Source organism: Dactylosporangium aurantiacum (assembly GCF_000716715.1).
Classification (GTDB): domain Bacteria; phylum Actinomycetota; class Actinomycetes; order Mycobacteriales; family Micromonosporaceae; genus Dactylosporangium; species Dactylosporangium aurantiacum.
On the sequence record NZ_JNYJ01000107.1, the window covers coordinates 1 to 5,051 of the forward strand.

At 67.5% G+C, this 5,051-nt stretch carries 8 protein-coding genes; 3 read left to right on the forward strand and 5 right to left on the reverse strand.

Going from position 1 to position 5,051, the window contains the following annotated elements:
- A partial coding sequence (locus tag OP18_RS50315; RefSeq protein WP_033367876.1) for an endo-1,4-beta-xylanase occupies positions 1-620 on the reverse strand: 620 nt, incomplete at its 3' end.
- Between the two features lie 97 nt (positions 621-717).
- On the reverse strand, positions 718-1,608 hold the full coding sequence (locus OP18_RS50320; RefSeq protein ID WP_081971850.1) for a carbohydrate ABC transporter permease: 891 nt from the start codon (positions 1,606-1,608) through the stop codon (positions 718-720).
- 27 nt (positions 1,609-1,635) lie between these two features.
- On the opposite strand from OP18_RS50320, the gene OP18_RS60170 reads away from it, so the two are divergent.
- Genes OP18_RS60170 through OP18_RS62840 form a run of 3 tightly spaced genes read left to right on the forward strand, consistent with a single transcriptional unit; the run spans position 1,636 to position 2,386 of the window.
- Entirely contained in the window at positions 1,636-2,040 is a 405-nt protein-coding gene (locus OP18_RS60170) for a hypothetical protein (RefSeq protein WP_211273935.1), read from the forward strand.
- Positions 2,041-2,063: 23 nt separating this feature from the next.
- Entirely contained in the window at positions 2,064-2,135 is a 72-nt protein-coding gene (locus OP18_RS62835; RefSeq protein ID WP_369335528.1) for a hypothetical protein, read from the forward strand.
- Positions 2,136-2,179: 44 nt separating this feature from the next.
- Entirely contained in the window at positions 2,180-2,386 is a 207-nt protein-coding gene (locus OP18_RS62840) for a zinc ribbon domain-containing protein (protein ID WP_369335529.1), read from the forward strand.
- A 14-nt stretch (positions 2,387-2,400) separates the two neighbouring features.
- Here OP18_RS62840 and OP18_RS50330 read toward each other — a convergent pair whose 3' ends face one another.
- The 3 genes from OP18_RS50330 to OP18_RS50340 form a co-directional block, all read right to left on the reverse strand.
- Positions 2,401-3,351 carry a carbohydrate ABC transporter permease gene (locus tag OP18_RS50330; protein ID WP_033367880.1) on the reverse strand — a complete coding sequence of 317 codons (951 nt, stop codon included), beginning with the start codon at positions 3,349-3,351 and terminating at the stop codon, positions 2,401-2,403.
- 75 nt (positions 3,352-3,426) lie between these two features.
- Positions 3,427-4,701, reverse strand: a complete 1,275-nt coding sequence (locus tag OP18_RS50335) for an ABC transporter substrate-binding protein (RefSeq protein WP_033367872.1) — start codon at positions 4,699-4,701, stop codon at positions 3,427-3,429.
- A gap of 115 nt (positions 4,702-4,816) precedes the next feature.
- Positions 4,817-5,051, reverse strand: a 235-nt coding sequence (locus OP18_RS50340; protein WP_245635817.1) for a ricin-type beta-trefoil lectin domain protein, incomplete at its 5' end; no start/stop codon positions are given.

Here is a 5,051-nt window from a genome sequence, read left to right on the forward strand (position 1 = left end):
TTCACCGACGGGTCGGCGTTGCGCGCGGTGCGGAACGCGACCTCGATCCAGTCGTTGCCGGTCTGCTGCAGGTTGGAGTTGCGGCGGCTGCCGTCCTCGGCGAAGGCCTCGTTCACCACGTCCCAGTAGGCGAGCTTGCCCTTGTAGTGGCCCATCACACCGTTGATGTGATCGATCATCGCCTGCCGCAGGGCGCTGCCGCTGAGGCTGCCCCAGAACCAGGGCTGTTGGGCGTGCCAGGCCAGGGTGTGCCCGCGGACCCGCATGCCGTGCTGGACGGCCCAGTTGTAGATGCGGTCGCCGTTGGTGAAGTTGAACTGACCGCGCTGCGGCTCGGTCGCGTCGGGCTTCATCTCGTTGACGGCCGTCATCATGTCGAACTCGCGGTTGGCGATCGTCAGGAAGCCCGAGTCACTGAGGCGGTCCGCCCCCATCGCGGCGCCGAAGTACCGGCCGCTCCGCTCGGCGGCCGCCTTCAGGGTGGTGCCGGTCGGACCGGTGAGGTCGGCGTGGGCGAACGTGGTCAGCGCGACCGAGGACACGGCGATCGCCACGGCGCAAACACCGCCGAGCAGCAACTTGGTCCGGCGGCGTTTCGGTACAGCGGAAACATCCCTCATCCGACGGAAGGTATTTCGTATGATGTTTACGGTCAATATTTAGCTATGTAAGTACATCGCCATAGCGGCGTCCGCCTGTAAGTTCCACCACCGTCGGTCATCCCTTGAACGCGCCTTCCATGATCCCGCTGACCAGGCGCCGTCCGACGAACACGAACAGCACCAGCAGCGGCAGCGTCGCCAGGAACGAGCCCGACATGGCCAAGCCGAGGTCGATGTCCCGGCTGCTCTGCAGAGCCTTGATGGCGATCTGGATGGTGTACCGGTCCGGCGACTTCAGCACGATGAACGGCCACAGGAAGTCGTTCCAGGCGGTGACGAATCCGAACAGGCCCAGGACGAACGCCGCGGGCCGGATCAGCGGGAAGGCGACGCGCCAGAAGATCTGCCAGGTCGTCGCGCCGTCGACGCGCGCGGCCTGGAGCAGCTCGTCGCTGATGGCGTGGGCGATGTGCTGGCGCATCCAGAAGATGCCGAACGCGCTCATCAGCCCGGGCACGATCAGGGCGGTCAGGGAGTCCACCCAGCCGAGCTCCGAGATGATGAGGTACTGCGGGATGACCGACAGCTGCGTGGGCACGGTCATCGTCAGCACGACGATGAGGAACAGGGTGTTGCGCCCCCGGAACGAGAGCTTGGCGAACGCGAAGCCGGCCAGCGCGCACAGCAGGGCCTGGCCGGCACCGATGGCGGTGGCGACGATGAGGCTGTTGAGCATGGCCTGCAGGAACGGCACGATGTCGAAGACCAGCCCGGCCAGGTGCAGGAAGTTGCCGCCGGGGACCACCCGCGGCGGAAGGCTCGTCGCCGTGGCCGAGTCGGTGGTCGACACCACGAACATCCAGTAGAGCGGGAACACGGAGCCCAGGGTCATGACGCCGAGGAGGCCGTACATCCACCACGGGACCCGGCTGACGCGCCGGTGGCGGTGCGGGTGCGGCTCGGTCCCCCCGGCCGGCAGCGGGGCGGGCTGCGACGTGGTGGTCATCGGATTCCTTCCAACGAGGTCTCCTGCGTGCCGTTGCAGCAGGCGCTGCGCCACTTGCAGGTGGCGTTCACGAACTTCTGGGCGAAGCGGGCCAAGTATCCGACGTTCAAGTCCAAGAAGCGGTCGCGCCGCTCGGCGGAGTACACGACCAGCGCGTTCCGGTACCGCGACGGCCGGCTCACCCTGGCCAAGATGACCGAACCCCTGGACATCGTGTGGTCGCGTCCCCTGCCTGAGAGTGCATCGCCGTCCACGGTGACCGTGTCGCAGGACAGCGCGGGGCGCTGGTTCGTGTCCCTGCTCTGCCTGTCCACCGGGGAGAAGATCACCAACCCCAAGCATGAGCGCCGCGACCGAGCCGCACTCGCCCGAGCCCAAAGGAACCTTGCCAGGAAAGAGAAGGGCTCCGCGAACGGGCCAAGGCACGGCTGAAGGTCGCCCGCGTCCACGCCCGGATCACCGATCGGCGCCGCGACCACCTGCACAAACTGACCACTCGACTCGTTCGTGAAACCAAACGATCGTGATCGAGGACTTGACGGTGCGCAACATGGTCGCGCTCGCTGAGCGGATGCCGCCGCACGTGCGGTCGTGGACCTGCCGGTGCGGCACCGTCCACGACCGCGACGTCAACGCGGCCCGCAACATCCTCGCGGAGGGGCTCTCCGTGATTGCCTGTGGAGGCGGTGTAAGACCTCAACGAGAGTCCTCTCGGACGGGGCAGTCGTCGGTGAAGCAGGAACCCCCTGGGGTGACCCAGGCAATCCCCGCCCTGTAGGGCGGGGAGGACTGTCAAGGGCGCTCCGAGCGGATCCGGGTGACGAGCAGGTAGTTGATCGTGGCGACGACGACGACCATGACGAACAGCGCGACCCCGATCGCCGAGCCGTAGCCGAAGTGGAAGCGGCCGAAACCCTGCTCGTACAGGAACAGGGTGAGGGTCTGGCATTGCCGGGCCGCCCCGCAGGTCAGCGAGCCGGGGCTGACCAGCAGCGGCTCCGTGAACACCTGCAGGCCGCCGATCGTGGACGTGACCACGGTGAACACGATGATCGGCCGCAGCGAGGGGATCGTGATGTGGCGGAACTGCCGCCAGCCGCCGGCCCCGTCCACCGCGGCGGCCTCGTAGACGTCGCGCGGCACCGCCTGCAGCGCGGCGAGATAGAGCAGGGTGTTGTAGCCCGTCCAGCGCCACATCACCATCGTGGCGATCATGACATGGCTTCCGAAGACGGAGGCGGTGAACTCGACGTGCTGGAGGCCCAGCAGCTCGAGCAGCCAGTTGAGCAGGCCGTAGTCGCGGTCGAAGAGCTGGGCGAAGACGATGGTGGTGGCCGCGACCGAGGTGATGTACGGGACCAGCACCGACATCCGGAAGAACGCCGAGGCCCGCAACCGCGCGTGGTTGAGCACGTGCGCCAGCGCGAGCGCGAGCAGCAGCTGCGGGACGGTCGACAGCACCCAGATGCTGAACGTGTTCCGCAACGCGCCCCAGAAGCGCGGATCGTCGAGCAACCGGGAGAAGTTGTCGAGCCCGACGAAGGTGTGCTCCCCGATGGGATCCCAGTCGAACAGGGCAACGTAGAAGGTGAACAGCAGCGGGAACAGGCCGAAGACGGCGAAGAGCAGGAAGAAGGGGGCCACGAAGGCATAGGGCGCCAGCCGCTCCCGTACCCCCAGGTGCACGGCTCTGGTCCTGGGCGGGTCGGCCGGCGCGGTCGCCGCCTCGGTCGGTCTGAGCATGGTCGGCACAGCGATCACCCTTTCCCGGCGGGCGGCGGCCGGACGGCACCGCCCACCGCCCACCGCCCCGTCCGGTCAGCCGCGGATGGCCTTCTCGACGTTCGTCATCGCGGTCGACCAGGCCTTGTCGGGCGGGACCTTCCCCTGCTCGACGCTCGTCAGGAGATTGAGGAACTCGGTGCCGATCGTGCCGTCCTCAGGTCCGATGTAGAACGGCTTGAGCCTGGTCACGGAGTCCGTGTAGATCTTGCCGATCGGGGCGCCGGAGAAGAACGGGTCGGTCTGCGCCACCAGCTTGGGGTCCGCGTAGACCGACGGCGTGGTCGGCAGCGCCCCGGTGAGCAGGAAGTGATCGAGCTGCCCGGCCGGCGACTGCGTCTCGGTGATGTACTTCCAGGCGGCCTTCGGGTTCTTCGCCCGCTTCGGAATGGCCAGGAAGCTGCCGCCCCAGTTACCGGCGTCGCCGGGGATCGCGGCCACGTCCCACTTGCCGGCCGTGCCGGGGGCGTTCGTCCGGATCGAACCGAGCATCCACGACGGCGCGGACACGACGGCGAAGTCACCCTTGCTCATGCCGGCGGTCCAGCCCGAGGAGAACGAGCCCTGTTTCGCGCTGATGTTGGCCGCGATTGCCTTGAGTGTGACGTCGAACGCCGTTTTCACCTGCGGGTTCGTCTTGTAGGAGGCCTTGTGGTCGGCGTTGTTGTAGTAGCGCTCGTTGCCCTGGTTGATGGCCTGGAAGTAGACGCTCGTCGGCGCGTTGTCCAGGAACGCCTTGCCGGTCGCCTGCACGTACCGCTGGCCGACCCCGATGAACGCGTCCCAGGTGGGCCAGAGCTTCGAGACCTCGTCCCGGTCGGTCGGCAGGCCCGCCGCCTTGAACAGGTCGGTCCGGTAGGCGACGGCCAGACCGCCCACATCCGTCGGGATGCCGATGATCTTGCCGTCCTTGGCGGTCGACTGGCTGATGACCCAGTCGAGGTAGTCGCCCTTCATCTTGTCGGCCCCCAGCGTGTTGAGGTCGACGAAGTTGTCCACGGACGACATGAACTTGGGCAGGTCGTCGCCCTGGATCAGCACAAGGTCGGGCACCTTGCCGCCGGCGAGGGCGGCGGTGAGCGCCTGTGCGGTCTCGCTCGTGCTGCCGACCTCCGTCAGCTTGATGTTCGTCTCCGGGTGCGCCTTGGTGTAGCGGTCGACATCGGCCTTCTGGTTGATGCCCGTGAAGGACCAGAACTCGAAGGTGTTCGACCCGGACGACGCGGATCCGTCATCGGACCCGCCGGAACAGGCCTGGCTGCACAGGAGTGCGGCGGCGAGGACGAGCGTTGCGGCGATGCGGCGACTCACGTGACTCCTCCGATCGGTCGGACCCGCGCGTACCGGTCGGCCGCGGTGACGTGGCCGTGGCCGTTACCGTTGAGGATGTCGCCGGTGGCCGTTCGGCCACCGGCGGCAGCGCGGGTCAGTTGAGGCTGAAGCGTTGGTTGGCCTGGCCGTGGCAGTCGTAGAGCTGGATCTGCTGGCCGTTGCCGGTGCCCCAGACGTCGAGGCAGCGGCCGGACTGCACGCCGCTGATGGTGCCGTTGGAGTTGACGTTCCACTGCTGGTTGGCCTGGCCGTTGCAGCTGTAGCGCCAGGCTTCCCCGGAGGTCCAGGTTCGGGAGTCGTTGGGGCTGGTGGAGCCGTCCACGGGGCTG

Coding starts and splice junctions, on each gene's coding strand:
- OP18_RS50320 (WP_081971850.1), bottom strand. CDS start 1,608: ATGACCACCACGTCGCAGCCCGCCCCGCTGCCGGCCGGGGGGACCGAG.
- OP18_RS62840 (WP_369335529.1), top strand. CDS start 2,180: ATGCCGCCGCACGTGCGGTCGTGGACCTGCCGGTGCGGCACCGTCCAC.
- OP18_RS50330 (WP_033367880.1), bottom strand. CDS start 3,351: ATGCTCAGACCGACCGAGGCGGCGACCGCGCCGGCCGACCCGCCCAGG.